The organism is Cytobacillus sp. C11.1, from assembly GCF_058145115.1.
Genome location: NZ_CM176935.1, coordinates 1804786 through 1831084 on the forward strand (window position 1 = coordinate 1804786; position 26299 = coordinate 1831084).

At 42.3% G+C, this 26299-nt stretch carries 24 protein-coding genes, 2 pseudogenes and 1 riboswitch; of the genes and pseudogenes, 16 read left to right on the forward strand and 10 right to left on the reverse strand.

What is annotated here, in order from left to right; translation table 11 throughout:
- Positions 1-323: 323 nt before the first annotated feature.
- Positions 324-653: a hydrolase gene (locus tag AC3ZVC_RS08990; RefSeq protein WP_490067970.1), complete on the forward strand. Its 330-nt coding sequence runs from the start codon at positions 324-326 to the stop codon at positions 651-653.
- A gap of 27 nt (positions 654-680) precedes the next feature.
- Here the strand turns inward: AC3ZVC_RS08990 and AC3ZVC_RS08995 are convergent, their stop codons facing one another.
- Positions 681-1565, reverse strand: coding sequence for a DUF6612 family protein (locus tag AC3ZVC_RS08995; RefSeq protein ID WP_490067971.1), 885 nt, complete (start codon positions 1563-1565; stop codon positions 681-683).
- 161 nt (positions 1566-1726) lie between these two features.
- On the opposite strand from AC3ZVC_RS08995, the gene ytkD reads away from it, so the two are divergent.
- Positions 1727-2194 carry an RNA deprotection pyrophosphohydrolase gene (ytkD, locus tag AC3ZVC_RS09000; RefSeq protein WP_490067972.1) on the forward strand — a complete coding sequence of 156 codons (468 nt, stop codon included), beginning with the start codon at positions 1727-1729 and terminating at the stop codon, positions 2192-2194.
- A 28-nt stretch (positions 2195-2222) separates the two neighbouring features.
- Here the strand turns inward: ytkD and AC3ZVC_RS09005 are convergent, their stop codons facing one another.
- Genes AC3ZVC_RS09005 through AC3ZVC_RS09015 form a run of 3 tightly spaced genes read right to left on the reverse strand, consistent with a single transcriptional unit; the run spans position 2223 to position 4825 of the window.
- Positions 2223-3032 carry an ABC transporter permease gene (locus AC3ZVC_RS09005; protein WP_490067973.1) on the reverse strand — a complete coding sequence of 270 codons (810 nt, stop codon included), beginning with the start codon at positions 3030-3032 and terminating at the stop codon, positions 2223-2225.
- Positions 3010-3789: an ABC transporter ATP-binding protein gene (locus AC3ZVC_RS09010; RefSeq protein WP_490067974.1), complete on the reverse strand. Its 780-nt coding sequence runs from the start codon at positions 3787-3789 to the stop codon at positions 3010-3012. Before AC3ZVC_RS09010 ends, AC3ZVC_RS09005 begins: the two co-directional genes overlap by 23 nt.
- 40 nt (positions 3790-3829) lie before the next feature.
- On the reverse strand, positions 3830-4825 hold the full coding sequence (locus tag AC3ZVC_RS09015) for an ABC transporter substrate-binding protein (RefSeq protein ID WP_490067975.1): 996 nt from the start codon (positions 4823-4825) through the stop codon (positions 3830-3832).
- 655 nt (positions 4826-5480) lie between these two features.
- Here AC3ZVC_RS09015 and AC3ZVC_RS09020 point away from each other — a divergent pair.
- The 4 genes from AC3ZVC_RS09020 to AC3ZVC_RS09035 all read left to right on the forward strand — a co-directional run bounded on the left by AC3ZVC_RS09020 (position 5481) and on the right by AC3ZVC_RS09035 (position 8176).
- Positions 5481-6266, forward strand: a complete 786-nt coding sequence (locus tag AC3ZVC_RS09020; protein ID WP_490067976.1) for an alpha/beta hydrolase family protein — start codon at positions 5481-5483, stop codon at positions 6264-6266.
- 92 nt (positions 6267-6358) lie between these two features.
- Positions 6359-6601 carry a DUF2584 domain-containing protein gene (locus AC3ZVC_RS09025; protein ID WP_490067977.1) on the forward strand — a complete coding sequence of 81 codons (243 nt, stop codon included), beginning with the start codon at positions 6359-6361 and terminating at the stop codon, positions 6599-6601.
- A 110-nt stretch (positions 6602-6711) separates the two neighbouring features.
- Complete coding sequence (locus AC3ZVC_RS09030; RefSeq protein WP_490067978.1) at positions 6712-7233, forward strand: RNA polymerase sigma factor; 522 nt, start codon at positions 6712-6714, stop codon at positions 7231-7233.
- Positions 7217-8176 carry a hypothetical protein gene (locus AC3ZVC_RS09035; protein WP_490067979.1) on the forward strand — a complete coding sequence of 320 codons (960 nt, stop codon included), beginning with the start codon at positions 7217-7219 and terminating at the stop codon, positions 8174-8176. The genes AC3ZVC_RS09030 and AC3ZVC_RS09035 overlap by 17 nt, the downstream gene beginning before the upstream one ends.
- A gap of 279 nt (positions 8177-8455) precedes the next feature.
- Here AC3ZVC_RS09035 and pckA read toward each other — a convergent pair whose 3' ends face one another.
- A complete protein-coding gene (pckA, locus tag AC3ZVC_RS09040; RefSeq protein WP_490067980.1) occupies positions 8456-10042 on the reverse strand; it encodes a phosphoenolpyruvate carboxykinase (ATP) in 1587 nt (528 codons plus the stop codon).
- 218 nt (positions 10043-10260) lie between these two features.
- Between pckA and AC3ZVC_RS09045 the strand changes: the two genes are divergently transcribed.
- The 3 genes from AC3ZVC_RS09045 to asnB all read left to right on the forward strand — a co-directional run bounded on the left by AC3ZVC_RS09045 (position 10261) and on the right by asnB (position 14756).
- Positions 10261-10635 carry a thiol-disulfide oxidoreductase DCC family protein gene (locus tag AC3ZVC_RS09045; protein WP_490067981.1) on the forward strand — a complete coding sequence of 125 codons (375 nt, stop codon included), beginning with the start codon at positions 10261-10263 and terminating at the stop codon, positions 10633-10635.
- Positions 10636-10740: 105 nt separating this feature from the next.
- A riboswitch (SAM riboswitch) is annotated at positions 10741-10857 on the forward strand.
- A 503-nt stretch (positions 10858-11360) separates the two neighbouring features.
- Complete coding sequence (gene metK, locus AC3ZVC_RS09050; protein WP_490067982.1) at positions 11361-12557, forward strand: methionine adenosyltransferase; 1197 nt, start codon at positions 11361-11363, stop codon at positions 12555-12557.
- A 294-nt stretch (positions 12558-12851) separates the two neighbouring features.
- On the forward strand, positions 12852-14756 hold the full coding sequence (asnB, locus tag AC3ZVC_RS09055) for an asparagine synthase (glutamine-hydrolyzing) (protein ID WP_490067984.1): 1905 nt from the start codon (positions 12852-12854) through the stop codon (positions 14754-14756).
- Between the two features lie 37 nt (positions 14757-14793).
- Here asnB and AC3ZVC_RS09060 read toward each other — a convergent pair.
- Both AC3ZVC_RS09060 and AC3ZVC_RS09065 read right to left on the reverse strand, forming a co-directional pair.
- Positions 14794-15634, reverse strand: a pseudogene (locus tag AC3ZVC_RS09060) (C39 family peptidase).
- A 336-nt stretch (positions 15635-15970) separates the two neighbouring features.
- Positions 15971-16492 carry a gamma carbonic anhydrase gene (locus AC3ZVC_RS09065; protein ID WP_490067986.1) on the reverse strand — a complete coding sequence of 174 codons (522 nt, stop codon included), beginning with the start codon at positions 16490-16492 and terminating at the stop codon, positions 15971-15973.
- A gap of 183 nt (positions 16493-16675) precedes the next feature.
- Here AC3ZVC_RS09065 and AC3ZVC_RS09070 point away from each other — a divergent pair.
- Together AC3ZVC_RS09070 and AC3ZVC_RS09075 are read left to right on the forward strand one after the other, a co-directional pair.
- Positions 16676-17478, forward strand: a pseudogene (locus AC3ZVC_RS09070) (alpha/beta hydrolase).
- Between the two features lie 229 nt (positions 17479-17707).
- Positions 17708-18802 carry a tetraprenyl-beta-curcumene synthase family protein gene (locus tag AC3ZVC_RS09075; RefSeq protein WP_490068871.1) on the forward strand — a complete coding sequence of 365 codons (1095 nt, stop codon included), beginning with the start codon at positions 17708-17710 and terminating at the stop codon, positions 18800-18802.
- A 36-nt stretch (positions 18803-18838) separates the two neighbouring features.
- Here the strand turns inward: AC3ZVC_RS09075 and mnmM are convergent, their stop codons facing one another.
- Positions 18839-19411, reverse strand: a complete 573-nt coding sequence (gene mnmM / locus AC3ZVC_RS09080) for a tRNA 5-(aminomethyl)-2-thiouridylate-methyltransferase MnmM (protein ID WP_490067988.1) — start codon at positions 19409-19411, stop codon at positions 18839-18841.
- Entirely contained in the window at positions 19408-20376 is a 969-nt protein-coding gene (gene mnmL, locus AC3ZVC_RS09085; RefSeq protein WP_490067989.1) for a tRNA modification radical SAM protein MnmL/YtqA, read from the reverse strand. Before mnmL ends, mnmM begins: the two co-directional genes overlap by 4 nt.
- Positions 20377-20703: 327 nt before the next feature.
- Between mnmL and AC3ZVC_RS09090 the strand changes: the two genes are divergently transcribed.
- From AC3ZVC_RS09090 to AC3ZVC_RS09100, 3 genes are all read left to right on the forward strand, one after another.
- Positions 20704-20967 carry a YtzC family protein gene (locus tag AC3ZVC_RS09090; RefSeq protein ID WP_490067990.1) on the forward strand — a complete coding sequence of 88 codons (264 nt, stop codon included), beginning with the start codon at positions 20704-20706 and terminating at the stop codon, positions 20965-20967.
- Between the two features lie 12 nt (positions 20968-20979).
- On the forward strand, positions 20980-21162 hold the full coding sequence (locus AC3ZVC_RS09095; RefSeq protein ID WP_214727955.1) for a glycogen biosynthesis protein GlgD: 183 nt from the start codon (positions 20980-20982) through the stop codon (positions 21160-21162).
- A gap of 203 nt (positions 21163-21365) precedes the next feature.
- Positions 21366-22547 (forward strand): MDR family MFS transporter, encoded by a 1182-nt coding sequence (locus AC3ZVC_RS09100; protein WP_490067991.1) that lies wholly within the window; start codon positions 21366-21368, stop codon positions 22545-22547.
- Positions 22548-22722: 175 nt separating this feature from the next.
- On the opposite strand, the gene AC3ZVC_RS09105 is transcribed toward AC3ZVC_RS09100, so the two are convergent.
- Complete coding sequence (locus AC3ZVC_RS09105; RefSeq protein WP_214727958.1) at positions 22723-23073, reverse strand: hypothetical protein; 351 nt, start codon at positions 23071-23073, stop codon at positions 22723-22725.
- A gap of 142 nt (positions 23074-23215) precedes the next feature.
- Between AC3ZVC_RS09105 and AC3ZVC_RS09110 the strand changes: the two genes are divergently transcribed.
- Positions 23216-24577 carry a sigma-54 interaction domain-containing protein gene (locus AC3ZVC_RS09110; protein WP_490067992.1) on the forward strand — a complete coding sequence of 454 codons (1362 nt, stop codon included), beginning with the start codon at positions 23216-23218 and terminating at the stop codon, positions 24575-24577.
- 384 nt (positions 24578-24961) lie between these two features.
- The gene (locus AC3ZVC_RS09115; RefSeq protein ID WP_490067993.1) at positions 24962-26281 is read left to right on the forward strand and encodes a GntP family permease; all 1320 of its coding nucleotides are present in this window, start codon (positions 24962-24964) and stop codon (positions 26279-26281) included.
- Positions 26282-26299: the final 18 nt, after the last annotated feature.

Below are 26299 nucleotides of genomic sequence, written 5' to 3' on the forward strand. Positions count from 1 at the left end.
TTATCATAAATGTGGGAAACGATAACTAAGAAAGTCGAATTGCTTGGAACATTAGCATTAATTTTTTCTTAAACCAACGCTCTGTTAAAGCTTATTGTTGTTTAGCAACCTGTTGATTAGAGCGGAAGGCTAGAGACTCCTTAAAAAATGCAATCGTATTTCTTCTTGCGGTGTTTTCTCAGAGATGCAAATTCAAAGTCCTGAGGGAGTGCAGATCGCAGGAGCAAAGCGAAGAGAAGCATCGGATCCCCGCGGAAGCGAGTGCCTGCAGCGAAAATCAACAGGAAAATTTAACAGAACCTAAACCAAAAGGGGCTGACAGGATGGAAGGGAATAAAAAAACGTATTATATAACGCTTGCCTCCGGGGAAATATCACAGAGTGCCACAGACTCGACCTGGAATTATAAAATAGAGGCAAATGACGATGAAATTATTGCATTAAGGGAGTATTTTGACCAGAATTTTTCAACAGAGTGGCAAAACTTCTTCAGAGCTCACGTTCCGTATGTCCAGTACCATTACGACCGTGAAAATGATGCCTACGATGAGACGATGAAGAAAATCTACGGAATGATTTATAATCTTGGCGACGATGAAGCCCGAAAGCATATTGAAGGTATGGGGATTCTTACTGAAGATGAGCATAAATAAAAAGCTGAGGCATTTGCCCCAGCTTTCTTACATTTCCATCTCTATAGCTGTATCGATCACTTCCTGCGGTACTGTTATGGCTTCTACCTTATCGTAGTTGGAATATTGACCGTTCATGGTCTGTTTCATGGCGATTGTCTGGTCTTCAGCTGCAATTTCCATTTCCATGATCATGTTCAGCACGTTTGGATAGAACGATTCTTTATCAATGACGATTTCGTATTCAACGCTATTAATTTTCATATTTTCAAGCATTTCTCCATTGGCAGCCAATTCAGGCGGCAGTGTTTCAGCAGCTGTTTCCTTCACAAATTCGTTGAATTTTTCTCCATTGGCCTTAAGCTTCAGAATATAGCTTTCAGCGTCTTGTTCAAATGTAAAGTCATCTACAAACTGCTGAAGCTTTTTTAGTTCTTCGCCAGGATTTGTCTGCTGGCTGGACATCTGGAGCAAATCATCTGACATTTCTTTAGGGAATTTCATCCACTTCTCGCCTGCTGCATCAAAAAGGAACATGCCTTTCTCGGTAAAATAGCTTTCAATATCATAGGATTCTTCTGCGCCTTCCATTGACATTGTCATCTTTTGATAAAAAGCGGTAGGATCTGTTGTTACATCCATATCAATAACTGAATCAATATTCATGCTTTCTGCTGCTTCAGAATCAGAGCTCATTTGCTGGCTCATATCCATTTTAACGGAGAAGCTTTTTAGCCCTTCGGAAGCTTCTGTCGATTTAGTTAATACTTCCTCAAGTGTCAGTCCCGATTTTTCTTCCGTTTTGGTTTCTTCTTTGTTTGTTCCTTTGGCGTTTCCTGAAGCTGTTTCATCGACAGGCTTGGCTGTTTCACTGCACGCAGCCAGCATAAGGATCATAACAAAACCTGTCATGATTGCCAGAGTTTTTTTCAAGATATACACTCCCTCGTGTGTTAGTCAGTTGTTTTTACGATAAAAAAAGAAGAAAGTTTCAAAAATATGTATTTTCCATACTATTGGCCCAGAGTTTTTTTATAAGCCATTTCCCCTTATAATGATAACATCAAAGGATATTTTTACGAGTGAGGTATAATATGGAAAAATTTTCGGATGCGAACGGAGGGGAAGTACGCCTCTCTTTTAAAAAGGGTTCCTTTGACAGCGAGCCTAAACATGTCCTTGTCATTTGCCGCTTTGAAGGCAAATGGCTGCTGACCAATCATAAAGAGCGCGGCTGGGAATTCCCCGGGGGCAAAGCAGAGAGAAGTGAATCTCTTGAAGAAGCGGCAAGGAGAGAGGTTTATGAGGAAACGGGTGCCATTCTGAAAAGCCTTGAATTTTTAGGAGAATATGAGGTTAGTGCGAATAACGGTCATTTTGTTAAAGCGGTTTTTTACGGAGAGGCCGGGCAGCTGGAGGAGAAACCACAATATTTTGAAACAGACGGGCCGGTTCTAATATACGGAAATCTTTTGGAAGAAAGATGGGGAGATCAATACAGTTTTATCATGAAGGATAAAGTGATCGAAAAAAGCATTAAAAGAATAGTAGAAGAAAAATAAAAACGGCAATTTTTCGTTGCCGTTTTTGTTATGATCCATTTTTAATTAATTTTTTCTCAAGAAGTTCGACAAGCTGGTACATGATCGTTGCAAAAACAGCAATCACAAGCAGTGACAGCATAACAAGAGTGAAGTTAAAGACCTGGAAGCCGTAAATAATCATATAGCCCAGACCTTTTGAAGAAACAAGGAATTCCCCGACAATAACTCCAACCCACGATAATCCCACATTGACCTTTAATGTTGAGATAATGGTTGGAAAAGAGGCTGGCAGAATGGCTTCCTTAAAAATTTGCACTCTATTGGCACCGAAGGTCTGCAGTACCTTTATATAGTTCGGATCGACTTCTCTAAAGGACGTATACACGACAATAGTAGTGATGATGATTGAGATAATGGCACCCATGGCGACGATGGAAGTGAAGCTCGGGCCTAATGCTACAATCAAGATCGGGCCCAGCGCAACCTTAGGCATTGAATTAAGCACCACCAAATACGGGTCGGAAATCTTTGAAATCATCGGTGACCACCAAAGAATCGCTGCTAGGAAAGTGCCTAAAAAAGTTCCGAGTATGAATCCGAATACCGTTTCTGACAAGGTATAGCCCAGGTCAATCATTAAGGTCCCATCCTGGATTTTTGTTAAAAGCAGACCCCAAACCTTAGAAGGAGAGCTGAAGATTAAAGGGTCTACCCATTGTTTCTGGCTTGCCAGCTCCCAGCCTGTAAAAAAGACTAGAAAGATAACCAGTTGATAGAAGCGGACCCAACGTTTTTCGCGATTCAGTGATTGGATATATTTCTGATGAAGGAATTTAACGTTCTCCTGCGGGCTCAAGGGACTCCAGCTCCTTCCATATGGTTTGAAAAATGGATGGGTATGCTTCATGATTACGAGCGTTAAATGGAGTTTCATCTCTTAATTCTTTTGGAATAACAAATGTTTTATGAAGCTGGCCGGGCCTTGCTGAGAAAAGAAAAATGCGATCGCTCATGCTTATTGCCTCGCCGATATCATGGGTAACAAGTATAGCCGTTTTTCCGAAAGATTTAAGGGTGTTGGAAACCAAATCCTCAAGCTTCAGTTTCGTTTGATAATCCAAAGCGGAAAATGGCTCATCGAGCATCAGCAGCTTGGGTTCTGTCGCAAGCGTTCTTACAAGAGCGACACGCTGCCGCATTCCCCCGGAAAGCTGCTTTGGCAACTGTGATTCGACACCCTTAAGGCCCATTTTATCGAGGAGTTCCAGTGCATATGCTCTTTTATCCTGTGAAAGGCTATTTCCTATTTTCAGCCCCAACAAAATATTCTCTTCAATTGTTTTCCACGGAAAAAGGTAATCCTGCTGCAGCATATAGCCGATTTCGTTTTCTGCTGTTTCTACCCGCTTTCCTTCAAGCGTCACAGCCCCTTCTGTCGGTTCAAACAGGCCAGCTATAATGGAAAGCAAAGTTGTCTTGCCGCATCCGCTCGGACCGAGGAAGGAAACAAATTCCCCTTCCTCCACCTCAAGCGAAACATCGGAGAGGGCCGTAACAGCAGTGGTCTTCGTAAAATAAGTGTGGTGAATGGCATTTACTTTTAGAAAATCCATGTCGGCCTCCTCTTTTTAAAATTTTTATAAAGCTGCGGTATTATTTCATTACACCATCGGCGATTTCTGTATTAACCAATGTGCCATGCTCGATGCGCTTTGGCAGCTCTCCCGCTTCATCCATGATGTTCTGCAGATTATCCCATTCTTCTGTATCCAAAATAGGATCTGTCGCAAAGGAACCCTGGCTCTTATAGCGGTCTACCACCATTTCGATTATTTCCAGCTCTGTGTTGTCAAAATAACCTTTGATGGCTTCTGCTGTTTCCTTCGCGCTGTGGTTCTCTACCCATTGCTGTGCTTTATAGATCGCCCTTGTAAATTTCTCGACCGTTTCTTTATTTTCATCAATATAGCTTTGTTTCGTCATGAATGTGGTATATGGTACATGACCGGACTCCGTTCCAAATGAAGCGACAATATATCCTTTGCCTTCTTTTTCAAACACACTGGCAGTCGGCTCAAATAGCTGGACAAACTCCCCAGTACCAGAAGCGAAGGCTGGAGCAATATTGGCATAATCAATATTTTGAATCAATTCCATATCTGCGTGCGGATCAATTCCATGCTTTTTCAGCACAAATTCGCCGACCATTTGAGGCATGCCGCCTTTGCGCTGGCCCAGGAATGTTTTTCCCTTTAGCATATCCCAGGAAAAATTATCGATTTTATTACGGGAAACCAGAAACGTCCCGTCTGTTTGTGTCAGCTGAGCAAAATTGATCACGGGGTCATTGGAGCCCTGTGCGGATACGTAAATGGATGTTTCAGAGCCAACGAGCGCAACATCCGCGCTGTCTGAGAGCAAGGCTGTCATCGTTTTATCTCCGCCTGCAGTAGTTGTAAGCTCAACACTAAGCCCTTCTTCTTCAAAAAAACCTTTTTCCAGGGCTACATATTGCGGGGCATAGAAAATGGAACGTGTTACCTCTGCAACGCGGACCTTTTGGACTTCATCCTTGCCGCATGCCGCCAAAGGAACAATAAGTATCGCCGTAAGCAACAACAGTATGCTTACTTTTAACCGTTTTTTCATAAGCCGTAAGACCTCCCTTATGGTAAAAAATTTCAGATTTAAAAGCCTAGGATATCGTATGAAAGCGGAAAAAATGTGTGAATGCCTATATTAAAACTTTTTAGAAGCAGGGAAGAATGCTTATACTAGTAGCCGTAGCAGGAGAAAAGTTGGGGAATGTGCAAAATTTTAAGAAATTAAACGAGCCGGACTTTTGAAATATACGTAATTATTCATAAGCGAAACAAGAAGTATGTGTTTAATAAGTGCCGCGATGTAAGGTTTATTTAGTACTCTTCGAAAGGTGTGCAATTTGAATGGTTATGAAGGAAGTTTGAATGGTTTATATTCGACTTTTAAAATATAGGCTGTTTTCTAAAAGACTATTGTTATTGAATAGATTTGTGAATAGAAACATTGAAAATAAGGTTGGTTGATTGGAGCGTAAGGTGCGAGACTCCAGCGGGAGGAGTGGGACAGGTGAGACCCCACAGGCGCTGCGCGCCGAGGAGGCTCAGCCCGCCCCGCGGTTCGCTGAGCATCCTGGAGCGGAAATCAACCTCTCCTCACTACTTGTTTAAAAAGCACAGAGTTTGCGAAAACAGCCAAAATACAAGTGCAACTTCCCGGTCTGACGTCAATCAGCAAATAACTACTCCAAAAGGGAGATGGGACTATGAATTTCAAAAACGGGCAAATCATTGATAAGCAGAGATTTCCTTCACCTAACCCAGCAATCGAACTATCGGTGGTCACATATTATGCAAACGGATTACATATCAAGGGTCTTCTTGCAGAACCAAAGGGTGAAGAATTGTTTGATGGATTCCTATACTTGCGCGGCGGTATTAAAAATGTCGGCAAAGTGAGGCCTGGGAGGATTGTTCAGTTTGCTTGTGAAGGCTTTATTGTTTTCGCGCCTTTCTATAGGGGGAACCAAGGAGGAGATGGCAACGAGGATTTTGCGGGGGATGACCGGCAGGATGCCTTCGCAGCTTTCACTCTTCTCCAGGAGCATTCAAGAGTAAAAAAGGTTCATATTTTTGGCTTTTCACGAGGCGGTGTGATGGCGCTGCTGACTGCAATCCAATTTCCTGAAGCAGCTTCAGTAGTGACATGGGGAGGCGTCAGCGATATGTTCCTTACCTATGTGGAACGCAAGGACCTTCGCCGGATGATGAAACGGGTGATTGGCGGGACCCCGACTAAATTTCCGGACCGCTATAAATACAGGACGCCGCTTTTTCAGCTGGAAAAGCTGCAGGCGCCAGTTCTGATCATCCATGGAGAGCAGGATCTGAATGTCTCGGTGGAGCATTCATTCCGCCTGGAAAAAAGGCTAAAAGCACTCAATAAGAAGGTGGATAGCTGGTATTTTAAAGAATACACCCATTACTTCCCCCCTGCCGTTAATCGGAAAACCGTTGAGGATTTAACAGCCTGGATGAAAAGCTGCGAATGAGAATCTCTCTATTTTTTCTTTGGGACTTTCAGTGCTGTTAAAGGTGGGGTAAAATAGAGGTAATGATATCACAAATGAAGGAGAGATACCAAATGGGTATGCCTTTGGAGTTAAATACAATGATCGTGACAAAGGGCAGGGAAAAGAGACTTGATGAGAACTATTTTTCACTGGTCAAAGAAGGGTACAGATTATACCCGCTGGACATCCCTGTTGAAGTGAAAAGAACGATTGACGGCGACCTGAATGGCACAGGGATTATCAAAAAAGTGGAGTGGGAAAATAACCAGACAGTCATTACGTACCAACTAGTAGCATTAAATTCAACAAATTAAATGAGCGCCTGGACTATGTCCGGGCGTTTTTTGATGTAAATAAAATTTTTCCAATAAAACTGTAAGATGGAATCAAAAAATCCGTCCTATTTAACAAAGGAGGGAAGTTGATGGATGCCGGCCGGCAAGTGGAACAATGGTTTCAAGAATATGAAAAAGATATCACCAATTACCTGGTGTATTTTACAGGATCCATGGATGTAGAAGATCTTGTGCAGGAAACATTTTTAAAAGCATTTCAGTCCTGCGGACGTTTTAAATTTGATTCAAATCCAAAAACATGGCTAATCAGTATTGCACGCAATGCAGCCATTGATTTTTATAGAAAGAGAAGTGTCTGGCAAAATCTTAAGGAGAAATTGTCAAGGCAGCCTTCACAAATAGAATTAGCAATCACAGAAGAGATTTTAATACAAAAGGCGGAATCTGCCCGGTTATTGGCGGCTATTAATACATTGAAAACTAACTACCGTGACGTAGTCCTGCTAAGAGGAATTGCCGAACTATCAGCTGAGGAGACTGGAGAGGTACTGGGGTGGACAGAAAATAAGGTGAATGTGACCTTTCACCGTGCAGTAAAAAAACTAAATTTGCTATTAAAGGAGGATGAGCAAAGTGACACATCTTTCTGATAAAGAGCTGCTCGAGAAATTGAAAGAACTTCCTGCCCATGAACTAAATGGGGATCAGAAAAATAGAATTATACACAGCATTCGGAAACAAAAGGCGCCAAAAAGAAAATTTATTTTTTCTTTTCAAAGGGCTGGTGTTTTGGCTGCAATTCTATCAGTACTTATCATTGCCCCTGTTTTAGTTTTGGAGAATAAAAGCGAACCAGAAAATCATCTGGGGGGAGTGGTTGAAAGAGCAGAAAGCGGTGAATATTTTGCTCTTCTTGGTCAAGATGGGAAACCTGTCTATCCAGATTCGAATTTTGGCATACCAGGAAGGGTCAGTTTGTTAAGTCCTCCTGAATGGATTGCCGGTGACGACAGAAGTGTAGCGAAAATCATGGTCTATTTATGGTGGAAGCCTGGCGAGCAGGTTTATCAAAACATGAAAGTGGAAGCAGTCCATGTGGATACTGGCTTTACACAGAAGATGGCTTCATTCCCCTTAAGCGCAGGTATTTATGGTTCTGATGCCCACGCTTTGACAAGCTTCCAGCCTTTTGAAAAACATGGCATCTGGAATCTGAAGTTCATGTTTGGAGAAAAAACATTTGAGGAATTTTCCATTCGCGTGAAGGAGCCTTATGTAAAGATGGGTGACTCCACACTAATGATTTCGCAGGAAGACCTGGTGGCAGGAACCTTTAAAAATGTGTACCTTGAAGTTGAGGGCGATGACCTGCCTGAGCAAGTGGAACTTGGGTTATTTAGTTTTGAAGACAGAACAGAAGAAGTATTTATATTTTCAGATAAAGAGGAATATATCAAAGCTGAAAGCGGAAAAACAGTCAGTATGTATAGCGGTAACCTGGAGATCAAGAAGAGCGGTAAATATAGAATGACCGTCCTGAATCAGTCGATGCCGCTTGATGTGAGGAAGGCGGACCATCATCCTAAACAATAAAAGGTTAACCTGTAGAAGTAGCTTTAGTTTGGATAGTGTCGATGAACGAGGAAAGGCACTTGCAAAGGGAACTAATCGGTGTCAATAGTGCAGGTGAGCGGAGAAAGGAGCGCGAGAAGGGAACTAATCGGTGTGAATAGTGCCGGTGAACAGGGGAAAATGAGCGTGAAAGGAACTAATAGTTCTGATTACTAATCGAAAATTGACAAATCCAATTGGTTCCCAAGAAAATACTACAAAAAAGGAATTGCCGCTCCAAAACGGCAATTCCTTTTTATATTATGCGATTGGTCCGCCTTTTTCTTCGATTTCAGAGGAAACGCTTGTGAATTTCTTGAAGTTCTCACGGAATTTTGATGCGAGTTCTTTCGCTTTAAATTCATAAGCAGCCTGGTCAGCCCATGTTTTGTTTGGCTGAAGGACTTCATCAGGTACACCTGTTACGTGCTGTGGAATTTCAAGGCCAAAGATTTCGTCTTTGATTGTGTCTACGTTGTTCAGTTCGCCTTCAAGAGCAGCTTCTATCATTGCACGTGTGTAGGCAAGCTTCATACGTTCGCCGACTCCGTACTCTCCGCCAGTCCAGCCTGTGTTCACAAGGAAGACTTTTGCGTTATGCTCATCGATTTTTTCACCTAGCATTTCAGCATAGCGGTTTGCAGGCAGCGGAAGAAATGGTGATCCGAAGCAAGTTGAGAATGTTGCCTGCGGTGATGTAATGCCGCGCTCAGTTCCAGCAAGCTTGGAAGTATAGCCGCTTAAGAAATGGTACATTGCCTGTTCTTTTGATAATTTAGAAATTGGAGGCAATACGCCAAATGCGTCAGCTGTTAAGAATACAATTGTATTAGGGTGTCCGGCAATGCTTGGGTCAACGATATTATCGATGGCCTGCAGCTGGTATGCCGCACGTGTATTTTCAGTTAGTGTGCTGTCATCGTAATCAGCCACGCGAGTTTCGCTGTTAATCACTACATTTTCCAATACGGCCCCAAAGCGGATCGCATCGAAAATTTGCGGTTCTTTTTCGCGTGATAAGTTGATGCATTTCGCGTAGCATCCGCCTTCAATGTTGAATACGCCATTTGCTGACCAGCCGTGCTCATCATCACCGATTAAGCGGCGGTTTGGATCAGCGGACAATGTCGTTTTTCCAGTTCCGGATAAACCGAAGAATAAAGCAACATCGCCTTCACGTCCAACGTTTGCTGAACAGTGCATAGGAAGGATTCCGTTTTCTGGAAGCATATAGTTCATCACAGAGAAGATGGACTTTTTCATTTCGCCAGCATATTCTGTACCGCCGATCAAAACAGTGCGGCGTTCGAATGAAATGATGATAAATGTTTCGGATTTTGTGCCATCAACAGCAGGATCTGCTTTGAAATTAGGAGCAGAAATCACAGTAAACTCTGATTCATGGTCAAGAAGCTCATCTTCTGCCGGACGAATAAATAATTGGTGTGCGAACAGGTTGTGCCAAGCATATTCGTTGATGACCTGGATTGGCATGCGATGTTTTTTATCGGCACCCGCAAAGCCTTTGAAAACAAATACTTCTTCTTTTTCTTTTAAGTAGTTTATTACTTTATTATATAAGCTTGAGAATGCTTCTTCAGAAATTGGCTGGTTTACGCTGCCCCAGTCAATTTTATCTTTATTTGATGCTTCTTCAACAATGTATTTATCTTTAGGGGATCGTCCTGTATACTTTCCAGTAGTAGCACGTACGGCACCAGTTGATGTAAGAGACCCTTCGTTACGGTTTAAAACTTTTTCCACAAGCTGAGGAACAGATAATTGTACTTGAATGTTGCTGCCATTTAATAATTCGCTCAATTCGTTTGATATGCTTACAGAGTTCATCTGATGAATACCTTCCTTTTTCCGATTTTTTTATGAAAGTGATTACATCTCAAAATTAGTATAACACATTAAATTAATTAGTCTATACTATTGTGATAATTTTTTACCCAATGTTATAGAAATGTCACAATTAGACTAAAAAGTACATTTTAACGCCTTATAACCGGTATATGTTAAAATAGAAGAAAGTGTTAAGTCTGAACATGGGACTGGTATTAATGAAGACAATTGCCCTTTATGATGGAACGTGTTCTTTATGCAAGGAGACGAAGCGGCTTTCTAAAAAGCTTGATTGGCTGAATAGGGTGGAGTGGGTTTCCTTGCAGGAATATGTAAAAAAACCGAACTCCATTTCGTTTCCCAAACAGGATTTGCGAAAAGAACTTCATATCATTACTCCTAATGGTGATATTAAAAAAGGGTACTATGCCGTAAGAAGACTCATGCTGCATTTTCCTGCAACCTTTTTAGTAAGCATTCTATTATATATCCCATTTACACCTATAATCGGAAATCCCATTTATCAATGGACCGCTAAAAACAGGCATAAATTTTTAAAGAATAAGTGTGATGACGGAAACTGTTCCCTGTAAGGATATCACCTTATTTTCATCAGGGAAATTTTAATAAAAAAATTGATTAAAATTTGTTGACATAATTCGATAAAATACGGTATGATTCAACCTTGAACGGATACTCTCTTATCCCGAGCTGGTGGAGGGACAGGCCCTATGAAACCCAGCAACCTGCTAAAAGGCAATAAACAGCAAAGGTGCTAACCTGACGCAAGGACGTAATTCCTTGAACGATAAGAGTGAAAGGCGCGAATTGATTTGCTTTCAACCTTTTCACTAATGAGAAGGTTTTTTATTTTGCACTGGCAATGAAATGAACGGCTTTTGGAATGTACTATTTATGTGAGTTTTATGGCCTGGCTCTGCTAGCAAGTTTGCTTTTTAAAGGCAGCTTCCAGCGGTGCTTAAGAAAATGAACCTTGGCTTCGTGGTCAGCGTTTCCAATTTTCTTAATAAAGTGAAACTTCCATCAGTATGGGTTTCACTGATGGTTAGTTGAACCAATCGGGCTTTTACGGGCAGTTGGTCCCCACGCACAATTCTTAGTTAGACTATAAAACACTAGAAGTGTGGGGCATACTGCCCGTTAATGCGGGATAAAAACTCCATGTTTATTTCATACTACTAAGGGAATGAGTTCCGTATCAAACAGAGATCCTTGAAATGCCAGGAAAAAGTTTTTTTGAGGCTGCTTCCGCGTTTCTAATTCTCGCTCAATTTTCTATTTATAAGGAGGAAGCCAGATGTCAACAAAGCGTCGTTTGTTTACTTCTGAATCAGTTACTGAAGGTCATCCGGATAAAATTTGTGACCAAATTTCTGATGCAATTTTAGATGCGATTTTATCTAAAGATGCGAATGCCCGCGTTGCTGCAGAAACTTCTGTAACAACAGGACTTGTATTAGTCGCAGGTGAAATCACAACATCTACATACGTAGATATTCCAAAAATCGTTCGTGAAACGGTGAAAGAAATCGGTTATACCCGTGCTAAATATGGTTTCGACTCTGAAACATGTGCAGTCTTAACTTCCATTGACGAACAGTCAGCGGATATCGCCATGGGTGTTGACCAGGCGTTGGAAGCACGCGAAGGAAATATGAGCGATGAGGAAATCGAAGCAATCGGTGCAGGAGACCAGGGCTTAATGTTTGGCTTTGCCTGCAACGAAACAAAAGAGCTTATGCCTCTTCCGATTTCTTTAGCACATAAAATATCCCGCCGCCTGACCGAAGTGCGCAAAGAAGAGATTCTTCCTTACCTTCGTCCGGACGGCAAAACTCAGGTAACGGTTGAGTATGATGAAAATGACAAGCCTGTCCGTATTGACACGATTGTTATTTCCACTCAGCATCATCCGGAAATCAGCCTGGAGCAAATCCAGCGCAACCTGAAGGAACATGTCATCAATCCGGTTGTTCCGAAAGAACTAATCGATGAGGATACAAAATACTTCATTAATCCAACAGGACGTTTCGTTATCGGCGGACCTCAAGGGGACGCAGGGTTAACGGGACGAAAAATCATTGTAGATACTTACGGCGGTTATGCACGCCACGGCGGCGGAGCGTTCTCCGGTAAGGATCCTACAAAGGTTGACCGTTCTGCTGCCTATGCTGCACGCTATGTTGCGAAAAACCTTGTAGCTGCTGGTTTAGCAGAAAAAGTGGAAGTACAGCTTGCATACGCTATTGGTGTAGCACAGCCAGTATCCATATCTGTAGATACATTTGGCACAGGAAAAGTAGAGGAAGATGTGCTTGTTGATCTTATTAGAAAGCACTTTGATCTTCGTCCTGCAGGCATTATTAACATGCTTGACCTTCGCCGCCCGATCTATAAGCAGACAGCTGCTTACGGCCATTTCGGACGTACAGATGTTGATCTTCCTTGGGAGCGTACAGACAAAGCAGAAATTCTTCGTACTGAAGCCCTTTAATCATAAAGCGGGAGTTGCATTTAATATGTAACTCCCGCTTTCTTTTTTACGTCTTAAAACATATAAGGGAAAATTCACCCGTTTAGGGTCTTTCTGCCCTTTAGGCGTTTACCGATTTATGTTATCGTATAAACTTCTGGTAATGGTCTTATTTTCCGCTGAGGTTTTTTTCATAATCCCCGTGCTAATTTAAAATGATTAGTGGTAGTATTATAGGGTATGTTTTTTAAAGACAGAGGAGCCGAATAGGCTATATTAAATAACGAGAAAAGAATGGAGTAGGTGACGTACATAATGTGTGGTTTTATTGGTTGTGTACATGATAAAGCACAAAATTACCGTGACGCAGATAAAGAGCAATTTGAAAATATGAATGATATCATTACCCATCGTGGCCCGGATGATTCGGGATATTATTTTGATGAACATATCCAATTCGGCTTCCGCCGGTTGAGTATTATCGATATTGAAAGCGGACATCAGCCGCTGACTTATGAAAATGAGCGTTATTGGATTATTTTTAATGGTGAAATCTACAACTATGTGGAATTGCGTGAAGAACTTCTCAAAGCAGGCTTAAGCTTTGAAACTAGCTCTGATACAGAGGTTATTATCGCCCTTTACAGCCATTTAAAAGAAAAAGCTGTTGAAAAGCTTCGCGGCATGTTCGCTTTTGTAATTTGGGATAAACAGGAGCAGTCATTATACGGAGCAAGAGATCCATTCGGGATCAAACCTTTCTTTTACTATGACAAAGGGGACCGTACCTTCTTTGGTTCAGAAAAGAAGAGCATCCTATTGGCGCTGCAGAATGATGTATTGAATTATGATTCCTTGCAGCATTATTTAACCTATCAGTTTGTGCCTGAGCCAAATACGATGTCAGAAGGAATCCATAAGCTGGAGCCAGGCCACTATTTTACGAAAAAAATTGGCGCTCCAATGGATATCAACCGCTATTGGAAAGCAGCTTTCCATCCCGTGAAAAAATCGGAAGCAGACTTTACGAAAGAAATTAGAGATGTATTGTTTGATTCGGTTAAAATGCACATGCGTGCGGATGTTCCTGTTGGTTCCTTCCTTTCCGGCGGTATCGATTCATCCATTATTGCTTCAATTGCAAAGGAATTCCATCCGGCTATAAAAACTTTCTCTGTCGGGTTTGAGCGCAATGGCTTCAGCGAAGTGGATGTTGCGAAAGAAACGGCAGAAAAGCTGGGCGTTGAAAACATCAGCTATATCATATCGCCCGAGGAATATATGAATGAGATTCCGAAAATCATGTGGCATATGGATGATCCGCTTGCAGACCCAGCCTGCGTGCCTTTATATTTTGTCGCAAGGGAAGCACGCAAGCATGTTACAGTAGTTCTTTCCGGTGAAGGCGCGGATGAGCTGTTTGGCGGCTACAATATTTACCGTGAGCCGCAATCTCTAGACGTGTTCAACAAAATACCGGCAATCGGCAAAAAGCTGCTAAGAATGATTGCAAATATGATGCCGGAAGGAATGAAGGGCAAAAGCTTTATCGAGCGTGGTGTAACACCGATGGAGGAGCGCTATATCGGAAACGCGAAAATGTTTACAGAAGAAGAAAAGCGCAATCTGCTTCATGTATATAAAGATGGCTTAAATTATACAGATATCACAAAGCCGCTTTATGAAGAAAGCCGAGGCTATGATCCGGTTGACCGCATGCAGTATATTGATATTCACACATGGATGCGCGGCGACATTTTATTAAAAGCGGACAAAATGACGATGGCCCATTCACTTGAACTACGTGTTCCTTTCCTTGATAAAGAAGTGTTTGAAGTAGCTTCCAACATACCGACCAGCCTGAAAACGGCAAATGGCACAACGAAGTACATTCTTCGCAAAGCGGCGGAAGGTGTTGTGCCTGATCATGTGTTAAATCGCAAAAAGCTTGGCTTCCCGGTTCCAATTCGCCATTGGCTAAAAGATGAAATGAACGATTGGGCTAAAAATATTATTCGTGAAAGCAGCACAGACCATTTGATCAACAAAGATTATGTGCTAAGGCTTCTTGAAGATCATTGTCAGGATAAAGCAGATAACAGCCGTAAAATCTGGACTGTTCTTATGTTTATGGTATGGCATCAGGTATACGTAGAAAAGAAATACTCCTTTGAAAAAGAGTATTTAGTGAATAAGGATCTTCAGCCTCTAAAAGGCTAAAATAAAATGTCCATCAGGGTAATCCTGATGGACATTTTTATGGTGAAAGATAGGTAATAGCTTGTCTTCCCATCTGCACCCAGGCTTCCTCAAAGTCCGAGATGGGTGTTTGTTTGTTTTTTTCGCCTGTAAGAGGATCGTTGAAATACACATAATCATGATCGTAGCCTGTAAGAAGGACGGAATGCTCTTTATATGTAATCTGTATTGCACCGCTTGGCGTATGCCATGTTTGGAAAAAATCATCCGAGAGCACTTTGTAAGCAGTATTCGTAATGACCCAGACAGGCCGTCCATCTGATAGGTGAATTTTTAATTCTGTAAAATCGGAACCGGTCAGGTCTTTAATGGAACCTGGCAGATACTTTTCGGCAAGCTCTTTCACAGGTTTATGGTAAACGCCGAGTCCCGGATTATCAAAGGAGTACATATCGCCCACAAATCCATCATTCGGATGGCCGAAATAAATTTTTCCGTTTTCTATTTTATAAGGTTCAGGGTTTTTCTTTATCTCTTTTGCCAGAGTAATTTTATCAGCTTGGATGCCTGCATGCTGAAGGAGCATGGAAAGGCTGGTTACTTCGCACCCTCTCGGCAGTTCGGGAAATTGATTAACAGCGGGAGCATCAATCAGTGTTTCGTCTTTTATTTTAATAACAGCTGTCTCTATAAATGCACTTGTTGTCTTAACCGGTTGGCTCAACAATGACTTTAGCTGGATCAACGGCTGAAGCTGGACGAACTAAATTATCATACACAAATCCAGCGGAAATCAGTAGGAAAACGATTAGAAAAACTGGCGCTGTTTTTAGCAATGTTCTTCTGAATATCACAATCATTAAAAGGAAAACCACTATTGCCGCTATATATAAATACAATTTTTTCACCCGCCAAATCGGTGTACCTCTTTAAATTTAGAGTCTTTTCGTATAGATTGTTGTTTTTAGACTATAAAGCTTGCCCGTTGATTTCCGCTCCAGTCACTTGCTTTCCGCGGGGAGGAACGGGAGCCTCCTCGGCGTTTCACGCCTGCGGGGTCTCCCGCTCCCTCTCTTCCCGCAGGAGTCAAGTGCCTTCCACTCCAATCAACTCAGTAATTAAAACTAGTTTTGTAAGCAACAAACTTTGCGAAAAAAGCCTAAATTTATTATCGGCAATATCCTATACTCTTTTAATTTGTTTCCTTTATTTAATAAGGGAATAGGATAGAAGGATTACTTGGAACACTTCTGCAAAGACTTATAGTATTGCCCTTTTTCGGCATATTCCCTGCTGATGCGTTCCATATCTTGAATATCTTCGGGAGTCAGCTCTCGGATTACCTTAGCCGGCCTTCCGAAGGCAAGCGTATTAGGCGGGATTTTTTTGCCCTGTGGAACAAGACTGCCCGCTCCAATGAAAGCCCCCTCGCCGATTTCCGCCCGATCCAGCACAATGGACCCCATTCCTATTAATGCTTTTTTGCGGATAATGCAGCTATGCAGGATTACCTGATGGCCGATAGATACTTCATCTTCCAATATTAATGGGTTATTCGGACTTTGATGCAGAACCGAATTGTCCTGGATATTTACTTTTTTGCCGATAATGGCGGGGGCTACATCTCCGCGAATGACGGTATTAAACCATACACTGGATTCCTCGCCGATCTCCACATCACCGGTTATGGTCGTAAAATCAGCAATAAACGCCGACTCTGCAATTTTGGGTTCTTTGTCTTTGTATGGATAGATCATCTTTGAACACTCCTATAAGCAGTTTGATTATTTTGATTCTATCACAAGAAGCATTTTTAACGTTATTTTAGCGAAAAGAATCGGCGTATTTTTATCAGTGTTTGATTCATGAACAATTTAAGCATCTAGGCTATAATATATTTACATAAGATAGTTCGTAATAAAAGGCTGGGGGGATGGACTATGTGGAAATGGGAAACTGATGGAGAAGCAAAGGGCGTTATTGTCATGGTGCATGGGGCTATGGAGCATCATCGCCGCTATGGCTGGCTGATTGAAATGTGGCGCTTGGCCGGTTTCCATGTCATCATGGGAGATTTCCTGGCCAGGGCATGACGACCAGGTCAAGAAGAGGCCATATCGATTCCTTTGATGAATATATCCTTGAAGTAAAGGATTGGATACAGGCTGCATATGAGTTCGAATTGCCTGTTTTTCTTTTGGGCCATAGCATGGGGGGCCTGATTGCGATTAGGCTGCTGCAGGAGGAGAGAATGAATTTGGCGGGAGTGATTCTTTCGTCTCCGTGTTTAGGACTGGTCACACAGCCGTCCAAAATCATTAACCTTTTGTCACTTGGCCTTAACACAGTGATTCCAAGCCTGAGAATGGATGCAGGCTTATCTGTCGAGATGGCAACCAGAAATCAAGATGTACGTGATGCAGATTTAAATGATTCCCTGTATGTAACCAAGGTTTCAGTCAGATGGTACCGCGAGCTTGTTGCATCCATCAAGCTTGCCTTTGAAAATCTGGATAAAATACAGGATGTGCCGCTCCTCGTTCTGCAGGGAGGAGATGACAAAATTGTCAATAAGATTACAGTCAGGGATTGGTTTAATTCAGCGCCATTCTCCGAAAAAAGATTCAAAGAATGGCCGAAATGCTATCATGAAGTTTTTAATGAACCTGAGCGGGAAGAAGTCTTCGAGTATGCAAAGGATTTTGTTAACAGCCAGCTGAAAGCACTGGGTTATGTTGTGTAAGGGGAACAATTCAAACTCTGCCTGCATGGAGTAAGACTCACACCCATAATGGGTTTGCGATGAGCAAAAGGTCACTAATCAATTAGTACCTCTAAAAATAAATCGGCTGTCAGATGAAAAATAGCTGGGATTAACCCGGCAGCTTTCGGGGATAGCTTTAAGAGGATTAACCAACTTTAATAAATAACTAAACAGCGGGTGCCCTGTGTCAAAGGAGGTAATTAATGTTATGAGTGTTCCTTCCATGCCAATTAGTTTGATGTCACATGTATATCGGAAAGTTCTGCCTGCAGTCCACAAAGAACTGGGATATTGGAAAAGCAGGGCAGAAGCGATCCCAGATCCGGAATTAAGGAAACAGGCCCTTGCCAGCATTGAGAATAAAACCTTCCATTGCGAAGGAGGGGCGATTATGTCTTTAATGGCGAAGGGAAAATACGAGAAAGCCATTAAATTTATTGTCGCTTATCAGACAATCAGCGATTATTTGGATAATCTTTGTGACCGCAGTACCTCACTGGATCCTGGAGATTTTGCTGCTCTGCATGAGTCAATGGAGGATGCCCTAAATACCGATGCCTCCAGTAAAAATTATTATCATATGAGAAACGAACAGGATGATGGAAATTATCTCGCGGATCTAGCAGCTACCTGCAGGGAGGTTTTGTCCGAACTAGAGCATTACACTCATATAAAAAGCCATTTGCTTGAATTATGCCGCTACTATTGTGATCTGCAAATACATAAACATGTGGTTGTGGAGGAGCGTGTTCCACGCCTGCAAAACTGGTTTGATCAATACAGGGCGGATATTCCGGAAATGGAGTGGTATGAGTTTTCAGCCTGTTCCGGATCGACGCTCGGAATTTTCTGCCTTATCTCTTACGCCTTAAGAGATGATTTTAAGCGAGAACATGCAGTGAATATCCACAACGGCTATTTTCCTTATATCCAGGGCCTCCATATTCTTCTGGATTACCTGATTGATCAGGAGGAAGATCGGGCAGGCGGGGACTTAAACTTTTGTTTTTATTATGAAAATGAAGAAAAGCTGTTTTCGCGCCTCAAGCACTTTGTCCTTGAAGCGGACAAGCATACCGAAAAACTTCCACATAAGCATTTCCATAAACTGATTAATCGCGGATTGCTGGGCGTCTATTTATCAGATGAAAAAGTTAGAAAACAAAGGAATGTGCACCGATTAGCGAAAGGCATGATCAAAACGGGCGGAATGGTCAGTTATTTCTTTTATATGAACGGACGTGCTTACCGGGCGCTGCAAAAAATGGTGCCGGCCGGGGTGGGCAAAGCATTTATAAAATAATAAAAGCCTGCATTCACGCAGGCTTTTTGCATTTGTTTACCGTTTTTCAATCGCCACAATAAATGGAGGATGATTCTTTTGATTAATAAACTGATACTGCAGGACATGGACCAGGCTTTGGTCCAGCTGTCTGACATAACGGAGCAGATAATCCCGTTCAACTGCTCCTTCTATATGGCCGTGATAAATGACCAAAAGAATGATTCCTTCAGGCGCCATCAGCTCCAATAGCTGGTCGATTGCCGAAATAGTTGTTTGCGGCCGGGTAACAATTGATTTATCTCCTCCAGGCAAATAGCCTAAATTAAAAATGGCAGCGGTTATTTTACCATGATGAACTGGCGGTACATTTTCAAGGATAAATTCGTGTCCTGAATGAAAAAGGGTAGCCCGGTCAGCCAGATCATTCTCTGCCAGGCGTGCTTTCGTATTAATAACTGCATCTTCCTGAATATCGAATCCGTAAACCCTTCCGTTTGGCCCAACTAAGTTGGCAAGATAAACGGTATCGTGCCCATTCCCTAAAGTGGCATCAATAACGATGTCTCCAGGCGATACTGCTTTTTCAAGCAGCTGCCTTGCAAAAGGTAAAATTCTTTCAAGGTTCATGACATTGCCTCCAATTGGCTTGGGCTATAAAACTTCCCCTGCCAGCTGTTTCTGCTCATTAATTCAGCATCAATGCTGTTGAGAACCTCCCATTTATTAACGCTCCACATCGGCCCGATCATCAAATCAATCGGACCATCTCCCGTAATTCGATGCACAATCATTTCCGGAGGTAAAATCTCCAGCTGGTCGCATACTAAGTTTACATACTCTTCAAGAGACATGAACTCGAGCATGCCTTTTTCAAATTGCTTGACCATTGGCGTCCCCTTTAATAAATGGAGAAGGTGAATCTTTATTCCCTGTACATCAAGCTTTGCAACCTCACGAGCAGTTTCCATCATCATTTCGGGCGTCTCAAGCGGAAGGCCATTAATAATATGGGAGCATACGCGGATTCCATGTTTGCGGAGTTTGTTTACTCCCTCCACATAGCATTGGTAGTCATGTGCGCGGTTGATCAGCAGGCCTGTCCGCTCATGAACAGTCTGTAATCCCAGCTCTACCCAAAGGTAGGTTCTTTTGTTAAGCTCAGCCAAGTATTCGACTACATCATCAGGCAGGCAGTCAGGGCGCGTCGCGATGGATAGGCCAACTACATCTTCCTGTGCGAGCACTCTTTCATACATTTCACGCAGCACTTCTACAGGAGCATGTGTGTTTGTGAAAGCCTGAAAGTAGGCCATATACTTACCATCTTTCCATTTATTGTGCATTTTTGTCTTGATATCGTGAAACTGTATTTCCAAATCGTCTGCACGGTTTCCGGCAAAATCCCCTGAGCCTGCCGCACTGCAAAATGTGCAGCCGCCATGTGCAACAGTACCGTCACGGTTAGGGCAATCGAAGCCGCCGTCCAATGCTACTTTAAAAACTTTATGGCCAAATTCATTCCGTAAATGATAGTTCCAAGTATGGTAGCGCTTATTATCAGATGCAAACGGAAAAGGATTCATTTGATCCATACCTGTTCCCTCCCTTTGAGAACTTATATATTAAGGTTAAAAGCATACTTTTTTAATAAAAGCTCTTTTAATTTTGCCTGTTGATTTCCGTAACCGATTGCCAAAACTAACAATGAGCTATAACAAAGCCTTTTATAAAAATACGTGGCGATGAAATGCACCCATTTAGCAATGCTTGTTTTGACAGAATTAATCTTAACATGAACGTAAAGCCTTATCCAAGGGGAATTGGCAGGAAATAGGGTAGTAAGGATTGCGGAAAATGTACAAACTAATACATGAAGCATGCATGCTTCTAAACCCATTCTTCAAGGAGGGGAACGTAAAATGGCAACTCGTGAATCGATGGATACGCTCTTGCAGCAATGTGAGGATGCGATCCGCTCTGCACAAGAGCAGTTTGAGTCCGGGCGGACACAGGAACACTATAATGATGAAGATTACTCCAGTGCTCTTCAATCTTTAGAAGCTGCTTATAATGATATTACTCAAATGGCCCATAGCGCCAATTCCCAGCAGCGCGAACAGCTTCATCGGATGAGGCTTCAGCTGCAGCAGCTCCAAAATCAGATGATTATACTTCCTCATTAAGGAGTGATTGATTTGGTAAAAAAACGTTCCAAGCAAAATAATCCTGAACAAAAGACACGAAATGGAGTCAACAGCCAGGACCTTGAACTTGGACAGGATTTTGATGCAGTAAAGCAATCGAAAAAGAAGTATGAAAACACAGGCGGACAGCCTGTCAAATCAAAATTCCATCCGGAACCTGAACAATCCTCCTGAATAAACTTGGAAAAGCCCCGATGCACTTCGTATCGGGGCTTTAATATGCATCAAAAAGTAGAATTATTCTGTCTATAATAATCGAATAAAAACCTATTGCAAGGACAGGAAAAAACAACTAAAATTATTTTGGAATTCGAAATATAGTGCCGGGGCAGTGTCTTCCAGCAGGTAAAATAAATATGTTAAAGGGGCGTTTTTACATGCCGCGTACCTTATGGCTTTTAATTATTGGGATGGCAGTAAATGTAACCGGCTCTTCTTTTTTGTGGCCTTTAAATACCATTTACATTCATGAGCACTTAGGAAAATCTTTATCTGTAGCAGGTCTCGTCCTTATGCTGAACTCGGCTGCCAGTGTCGTTGGCAATTTGTTTGGCGGAAGTCTCTTTGATAAAATAGGCGGCTATCGGTCCATTCTGCTCGGAATTGGGATTACCGTAATAGCGCTTCTTAGCCTGACCTTCTGGCATGGCTGGCCTGCGTATGTCGTGTTTCTGACATTTGTAGGCTTTGGATCGGGGATTGTTTTTCCATCAATGTTTGCCATGGCGGGATCGGTTTGGACGGAAGGCGGGCGAAAGGCATTCAATGCCATTTATGTGGCACAGAATGCAGGTGTGGCGATTGGGGCAGCTCTTGGAGGCCTAGTCGCATCCTATTCGTTCCAGCTAATTTTCCTGGCCAACACACTCATGTACATTGTATTTCTGCTGATAGCCGTATTCGGATATAGGGGCATTAATACAATATCAGGCCAGCAAACATCGATTCTTCAGGAAAATCGAGTTGTTAAAAACTATACAAAGCTATATGCTTTGCTCATTCTATGTGTGGGATATTTACTCTGCTGGGTTGGATATGTTCAGTGGCAATCCACTATTGCGGCATATACCCAGGAAATGAACATTTCTCTCAAGCAATACAGCCTGCTTTGGTCTATCAACGGAGCGCTGATTGTTCTTGGTCAGCCTTTTATCAGCGGTTTGGTAAAATGGTTCAAAACATTAAAGTCGCAGATGATCGCTGGAATGGTCATTTTTATCGGATCCTTTGCGGTAGCGGCAAACGCCCAGCAATTTTCAGCCTTTATTGCTGCAATGGTGATTCTGACGATTGGCGAAATGCTCATTTGGCCGGCGGTGCCGACGATTGCCAATCAGCTTGCGCCTAAAGGACGGGAAGGATTTTACCAGGGGATCGTTAACAGCACAGCAACAGGCGGCCGTATGATTGGACCTTTATTGGGCGGTATTTTGGTTGACCTTTATGGAATCTCCATACTATTTGCTGTTTTGATGGTATTATATGTTTTTGCTATCATAACAACCATGGTATATGACCGGAAATTGAAGGAGACCAAGGAATTGGCACATGCTTCATAAGAAAAACCTGCAGTTTGCCGCTGCAGGTTTTTCTGTTTATAAGATTTCTTAGCGAAGATAAGCCAGATATCAACGAAAAATTGAATATATCAACGAAAATAAGCCAGATATCAACGAAAAAATCAATATATCAACGAATCCGCCAGTTTTATCGGCCAAGTTTATTTCTGAACCTTTAACCGGCGCCTTCCAAAAATTCTTCCTTTTGCTTGTCCGCAAATACAACCTCATTGAAAAAGCTTTTTAATATAAGCCATCTGGCTGGATAGGAGTCAATAAAGTCTTCCAGCACCTCTTCCGAATAAAGAAGCAAAACATCCAGATCGGCTCTATGTTGCTTTAAGTCATATAGGAGGGCGTGCGGAATCGTGTAATAGTCATTCAGCTGCCATTGATTCAGTTTTACGGTGAAAATATTCTGTTCTTCAATGTAATCTTCCAGCGCCTGTTTTTGTAACTGAGAACTTTCCTCTTTTGTTAATTTTCCGGATTGCCAATGCGGATTGATAAAATAAATTCCTTTCATGCAAAACACCTCCCAAAGCTTCCGATTAATAATGGTATGGGCAATAAAAGAAGGAAGAATACCTTTATTGCCGAATTTGTTGTCAGAAAAATATGATAAAATAATTAATAAAATTGAGCTTACCTTAAAAGAGGAGATTAAGATGAAAAGCGCACTATTTGATTTGCCAATTGAAATTGTCGAAACCATCGTTGAAAATGCTTTTGGCTGGCTGGTGGTTGTTGATAAAGAAGGGAAAATTATTTATATCAATAAAAATTACTGCGATTTTCTGGAGGCCGAAAGAGAGCAGGTCCTGGGTATGCATGTTGCCCATGTTATTGAAAATTCACGGATGCACATTGTTGCCGCAACAGGAAAGGAAGAAATTGCTGACCTTCAATACATTAAAGGCAATTATATGATTGCTAATCGCATTCCCATCGTTGCGGGAGGGGAAGTGTTAGGAGCATTTGGGACTGTGTTTTTCAGGGATACAAAGGAATGGATGCAAATGAACAGCCATGTGAAGAGCATGCTGACAAAAATCCAGAGCTACATACAGGACATTGACCGAAGTGTTAAATATAGTCTCGACGATATATTGGGAAGCTCCAAACAAATCCAGAGCCTAAAGGAAAAAGTAAAAATGGTAGCTGCAAGCGATATTTCCGTTTTGATCAGAGGGGAAAGCGGGACAGGAAAAGAGCTGTTTGCTCATAGCATTCACCAGCTCAGCAACAGAAGCCATCAGCCGTTCGTAAAAATAAACTGCGGAGCCATCCCGGAGCATCTGCTGGAATCAGAGTTGTTTGGCTATGAGGAAGGAGCTTTTACAGGTGCAAAAAAAGGCGGCAAAAAAGGAAAGTTCCAGCTCGCAGATGGAGGCACATTGTTTCTGGATGAAATTGGCGATATGCCGCTTAATATGCAAGTAAAGCTATTGCGCGCTCTTCAGGAAGGTGAAATCGAAAGCGTTGGTTCTATTAAACCTGTAAATGTCGATGTCAGAATTATTGCTGCAACCAACCGGCCGCTCGAAAAAATGATGGAAGAAAAGCGTTTCAGGGAAGATTTATTTTATCGGATCAATGTTGTGCCGTTTATGGTTCCTCCATTGCGAGATAGGCTGGAGGATCTGACTATCCTGATTGATTTTTTTATAGAAAAAATCACCAAAAAATCAGGCAAGAGAATCAGTAGGATTGACGATGATGTAATCGAAAAATTTCACCAGTACAGCTGGCCGGGAAATATCAGAGAGCTGGAAAATGTCTTAGAGGCATCCGTGCATTTAACCAGCAATGAAACCATCTCAACGGAATCATTGCCAGATTACCTGAAAGATTCGGCTGTTTACCCGGTTGGAAAAAAGAAACTGAAGGATATATTGGAAGAAACAGAAAAGCGTATCCTTACACAAAGCTTGAGCAAATTTAACAATGACCGTCGCGAAGCAGCGAAAGCCCTCGGCATCAGCAAGTCTTCTATGTATGAAAAACTAAAAAAATATGGAATTGAATAAGCAAAGGTGAAGATTGAAGAACCAGCAAAAGGTAGTCCGGAAACCTGGAATGCGCTCCGAATTTCTGGACTGTTTTTATTCTAGTAATTTTCTTTTTAATTAATCAAGGTTTAAACATAATTATCTGAAAACTTGTCTAGTATATTTGGCGGCCTTGCTATTTGCTTATTCCAGAATTCCGGAAAAAAGATTCATAAATAGTTCATCATCCCCCTATCTATAAAGAAGTTCTATTTGGCATGTTTCTTGCAAAGTTAATTAGTAAATAAGCCACTATCGGATTGCAGTTTTAAAACGAAGGTTCAGCTTATTTTTGCAAGCGGTTACAAGAAGGAGGTTGCCAATTAGTTTTTTCTATTTAAGAATAATAAAGGGGGAAATGAAATGCTAAGCATGATCGGTTTAATAGGAGGGCTCGCCCTGCTGATTTTCCTAACGATGCGGGGAATGAACCTATTGGTTGTAGGACCATTGTCTGCACTGTTTGTAGCTGTTTTTAGCGGAATGCCGCTGTTTCCGCAGCTTACCGGGGAAGGAGAGGCCAATCTGGTCGGGAATTATATGTCCGGTTTTTCAGGTTTCGTTACTTCATGGTACTTAATGTTCCTATTGGGGGCGATTTTTGGGAAAGTAATGGAGGATAGCGGAGCGGCTGACAGTGTGTCCAAAATGGTGGTTGATAAGCTGGGCATGAAATACGCGGTACTTGCCATTGTTGCTTCCTGTGCGATTTTAACTTACGGAGGCGTCAGCTTGTTTGTAGTGGCTTTTTCCGTATATCCAATGGCCTTAAGTTTATTTAAGCAGGCTAATCTTCCAAGAAGGTTTATCCCTGCAGCACTTGCTTTTGGTTCCGTAACTTTCACCATGACATCTGCCGGGTCACCGGAAATCCAAAACTGGATTCCAATCGAATACCTTGGAACAACTCCATATGCTGGATGGGAAGTGAGTTTAATCGTAGCTGTGTTTATGATGATATTCGGCTATTGGTGGCTGAAGCGCATGATTACGAAGGCTGTGAACAAAGGAGAAACCTTCGAATCGCGCAAACAGGATCCAGTTACTGAAAATAAAGAGCTGCCGCACCCCTTCATGGGCGTTGTGCCATTAATCGTTGTATTGATTATTTCGTTTGTGTTCCATGATTCGCTTAAACAATCTGCACTTATTCTTGCATTATTGGGCGGTGTCATTGCTACTTATTTGTTAAACCGCAAGTACTTTACGAACTTTTGGAATGCTGTGTCAGATGGAACCCTTGGCGCGCTAATCGCTATCGGTAATACTGCTGCTGTGGTTGGATTTGGAGGGGTTGCCAAGGCAGTTCCTGCTTTTGCAACAGCAGTAGATATGATGACAAGCATTCCTGGCAGCCCGCTGATTGGCGGTGCAATTGCTGTCAGTGTAATTGCCGGTATGACCGGTTCGGCTTCAGGGGGCCAGGCAATCGCATTGCCAATATTGGCGCCGCATTATATGGATATGGGTGTCAATGCGGAAGCCCTCCACAGGACAGTAGCCATTTCATCTGGTGCCCTCGACTCGCTGCCGCATAATGGCTATGTCGTTACCACTGTAAGGGCGATTTGCGGGGAAACCCACCAGGCTGCATATGGAGCTGTAGCAGCTGTTACGGTTATCGTTCCGCTAATCGGACTTGCGCTAGCTATTGTCTTGTTCTCTCTTGGACTTGGAATCTAACTGCAGCAGGGGCTCATC

Coding starts and splice junctions, on each gene's coding strand:
- AC3ZVC_RS08990 (WP_490067970.1), top strand. CDS start 324: ATGGAAGGGAATAAAAAAACGTATTATATAACGCTTGCCTCCGGGGAA.
- ytkD (WP_490067972.1), top strand. CDS start 1,727: ATGGAAAAATTTTCGGATGCGAACGGAGGGGAAGTACGCCTCTCTTTT.
- AC3ZVC_RS09010 (WP_490067974.1), bottom strand. CDS start 3,789: ATGGATTTTCTAAAAGTAAATGCCATTCACCACACTTATTTTACGAAG.
- AC3ZVC_RS09015 (WP_490067975.1), bottom strand. CDS start 4,825: ATGAAAAAACGGTTAAAAGTAAGCATACTGTTGTTGCTTACGGCGATA.
- AC3ZVC_RS09020 (WP_490067976.1), top strand. CDS start 5,481: ATGAATTTCAAAAACGGGCAAATCATTGATAAGCAGAGATTTCCTTCA.
- AC3ZVC_RS09025 (WP_490067977.1), top strand. CDS start 6,359: ATGGGTATGCCTTTGGAGTTAAATACAATGATCGTGACAAAGGGCAGG.
- AC3ZVC_RS09030 (WP_490067978.1), top strand. CDS start 6,712: ATGGATGCCGGCCGGCAAGTGGAACAATGGTTTCAAGAATATGAAAAA.
- pckA (WP_490067980.1), bottom strand. CDS start 10,042: ATGAACTCTGTAAGCATATCAAACGAATTGAGCGAATTATTAAATGGC.
- AC3ZVC_RS09045 (WP_490067981.1), top strand. CDS start 10,261: ATGAAGACAATTGCCCTTTATGATGGAACGTGTTCTTTATGCAAGGAG.
- metK (WP_490067982.1), top strand. CDS start 11,361: ATGTCAACAAAGCGTCGTTTGTTTACTTCTGAATCAGTTACTGAAGGT.
- asnB (WP_490067984.1), top strand. CDS start 12,852: ATGTGTGGTTTTATTGGTTGTGTACATGATAAAGCACAAAATTACCGT.
- AC3ZVC_RS09065 (WP_490067986.1), bottom strand. CDS start 16,492: ATGATCTATCCATACAAAGACAAAGAACCCAAAATTGCAGAGTCGGCG.
- AC3ZVC_RS09075 (WP_490068871.1), top strand. CDS start 17,708: ATGAGTGTTCCTTCCATGCCAATTAGTTTGATGTCACATGTATATCGG.
- mnmM (WP_490067988.1), bottom strand. CDS start 19,411: ATGAACCTTGAAAGAATTTTACCTTTTGCAAGGCAGCTGCTTGAAAAA.
- mnmL (WP_490067989.1), bottom strand. CDS start 20,376: ATGGATCAAATGAATCCTTTTCCGTTTGCATCTGATAATAAGCGCTAC.
- AC3ZVC_RS09090 (WP_490067990.1), top strand. CDS start 20,704: ATGGCAACTCGTGAATCGATGGATACGCTCTTGCAGCAATGTGAGGAT.
- AC3ZVC_RS09100 (WP_490067991.1), top strand. CDS start 21,366: ATGCCGCGTACCTTATGGCTTTTAATTATTGGGATGGCAGTAAATGTA.
- AC3ZVC_RS09105 (WP_214727958.1), bottom strand. CDS start 23,073: ATGAAAGGAATTTATTTTATCAATCCGCATTGGCAATCCGGAAAATTA.
- AC3ZVC_RS09110 (WP_490067992.1), top strand. CDS start 23,216: ATGAAAAGCGCACTATTTGATTTGCCAATTGAAATTGTCGAAACCATC.
- AC3ZVC_RS09115 (WP_490067993.1), top strand. CDS start 24,962: ATGCTAAGCATGATCGGTTTAATAGGAGGGCTCGCCCTGCTGATTTTC.